This is a genomic window from Streptomyces sp. NPDC054840 (genome assembly GCF_053611065.1).
This window is the reverse complement of record NZ_JBSGZP010000896.1, coordinates 1-2,424: the sequence shown is the minus strand read 5'-3', so window position 1 is coordinate 2,424 and position 2,424 is coordinate 1. Positions and strand designations below refer to the sequence as shown.

At 72.3% G+C, this 2,424-nt stretch carries 3 protein-coding genes; 1 reads left to right on the top strand and 2 read right to left on the bottom strand.

What is annotated here, in order from left to right; genetic code table 11:
• Together ACWGIU_RS35635 and ACWGIU_RS35630 are read right to left on the bottom strand one after the other, a co-directional pair.
• On the bottom strand, positions 1-198 hold a 198-nt coding region (locus ACWGIU_RS35635), incomplete at its 3' end, for an SDR family NAD(P)-dependent oxidoreductase (protein ID WP_453712239.1).
• A 103-nt stretch (positions 199-301) separates the two neighbouring features.
• On the bottom strand, positions 302-1,408 hold the full coding sequence (locus ACWGIU_RS35630; protein ID WP_453712238.1) for a hypothetical protein: 1,107 nt from the start codon (positions 1,406-1,408) through the stop codon (positions 302-304).
• Between the two features lie 224 nt (positions 1,409-1,632).
• Between ACWGIU_RS35630 and ACWGIU_RS35625 the strand changes: the two genes are divergently transcribed.
• Positions 1,633-2,424: NADPH:quinone oxidoreductase family protein (locus ACWGIU_RS35625; protein ID WP_453712237.1), on the top strand; the 792-nt coding region annotated here is incomplete at its 3' end.

Here is a 2,424-nt window from a genome sequence, read left to right as displayed (position 1 = left end):
AGCCGCCTTGAGCTGTTCGGCGCGCCGGCTCGCGATCACCAGATCGGCGCCGAGCCGGGCGAACTCGGCGGCGATGGCCTTGCCCAGCCCGGTGCCGCCGCCGGTCACGAGGACCGCCTGCCCCGCGTACGTACCGGGTGGCAGGGCGGCGGCGCCGAGCGCCGGGGGCGCGGGCAGGCCGCGCGGAGGGTTCTCCATGCGCCCATCGATAGCGTGCGGGCGCTCAGATCGCCATCCCCGGAGCGTGCCCGAGCGCTGTCGTCGCGCGCCCGCCGGGGATGACGGGCTCATGGGACAGCCTTCAGCTCCCCGGGTTGTACGCCTGCTTGGTCGCGCAGGTCCAGATCACCGGCTTGAGCCTGCCCTTCGTGTTCACGGCCGCCCCGCCGACCCGGTCGGCGTCCGAGACCGCGTCGGCCATGCTCGCCCCGCCCGCGGCCAGCCGCGGCAGGGCCTTGACCGGGCCGGAACCGGCCCGCAGCAGCGCCTGGTCCGGCAGGGTCATCTCGTCCGGGTGGAACTTGGCCGTGCCGACCGTGACGTTCGTGGTCGGGCTGATCGCCTCGAACGTGGCGTACGGGTGCGAGCTCAGGCCGCCGGGAGAGGTGACGGGGCCGCTGAGCGGGGGCTCCCACACCACGGGGGTGTACTCGTGCCACGGTCCGGCCCAGTCGTAGCCGACGATCCGGCGGCTCGCGTCGAGGTCCTGGACGTAGCTCTCGTTCCCCGTGGGCGCCGGCAGCAGGGCGGCGGTGCCGTCCCCCGGCCACACCACCGGGTGGGTGCCCTCCAGGTGCGCGCCGGTTTCGGGGACCTCGTAGTCCTGCGTGGCCATGCCGAGGATGTCGCCCTGGTTGTTGATGCCGGTGACCATCGTGATCCGGGTCCCCGGTCCGGCGTCGGACGGCACGGGCAGTTCGCGGACCTTCAGGCCGTCCTTCCAGACGGTGCCGGTCCCGCCGCTGGAGCGGGAGACCACGTAGCCGGCGTCGTTGATGTCGGCCTCCGGGTAGGAGCCGTCACTGTCGGGCAGCACGGTGATCGCCGCGGCGCCCGCCTGGTACGTGAACAGGGGCGACGTGCCCCCGGAGACGTGCAGGACGCCCACCATCAGGCCGTGCGCGTTTACGGCGAGCACCTGCCCCGTCTGGTTCTGGTCGGTCAGCGGGACCCGGTGCACGGCGGTGCCGGTCCAGTAGACGGGCTTGTAACCCGAGACGCCGACGGCGAGGTCGCCCGCCCCGAGGTCGAAGACGCCCTGGCTGCGCTGCATGTCGCGCACGTACGACTCGTCGCCGATCGAGCCGAGTACCTGGATCTTCGGTGCGCACGTCGTGTCGGCCGCGAGGGCCGGGCCGGCCGCGGTGATCAGGCCGGCCAGAACGATGGCGGCTGCGGCCGCGGACATGCTTCTTCTCATGTGGTGGTCCCCCCTGGACAGGTGCTGTTCCCCGTTGAGTCATGACACGTGCACGCCACATGGTGCCTGATCTTGAGGCGGACGGGGCCTGAATGACGCGTGTTGCTCCGTCCCGCAGGGCTCTTCACCCCCGCCAGTGGTTCCCAGAGAAGCAAGCGACTGCTTAGTATGCCCGCGGAGCATGGTTCCCCGACGGCGGCTGGAGGCCCCGGATGCTGGCATGGCGAGTACATACCCCCGGCGAACCCCGAGAGGCCCTTCGCCTCGAAGAGATTCCCGAACCGGTCCCGGGCGAGGGTGAAGTGCGGCTGCGGGTGCTCGCCGCGAACCTCAACTTCCCCGACGCGCTGCTCGTCCGCGGCCAGTACCAGATCCGCCCGCCGCTGCCCTTCACCCCCGGCGTCGAGATCTGCGGTCTCACCGACGACGGCCGCCGCGTCATCGCCACCCCCAGCCTGCCCCACGGGGGCTTCGCCGAGTACGTGATCGCGTCCGAGCGCGGTCTGCTGCCGGCGCCCGAGAGCCTCGACGACGCCCAGGCCGCCGCCCTGCACATCGGCTACCAGACCGGCTGGTTCGGCCTGCACCGCCGGGCGCGCCTCCAGCCGGGCGAGACCCTCCTCGTGCACGCCGCAGCCGGCGGGGTCGGCAGTGCCGCCGTCCAGCTCGGCAAGGCAGCGGGCGCCACCGTCGTCGGGGTCGTCGGAGGCAAGGCCAAGGTGTCCACCGCTGAGGAACTCGGCTGCGACCTGGTGATCGACCGGACGACCGAGGACGTCGTCTCCCGCGTGAAGGAGTTCACCGGCGGACGCGGAGCCGACGTGGTCTACGACCCCGTCGGCGGCGACTCGTACACCGCCTCCGCCAAGTGCGTGGCCTTCGAGGGCCGCATCGTCGTCGTCGGCTTCGCGAGCGGCACCGTCCCCGCCCCCGCCCTCAACCACGCCCTCGTCAAGAACTACTCGATCCTCGGCCTCCACTGGGGCCTCTACGCGGCCAAGGAC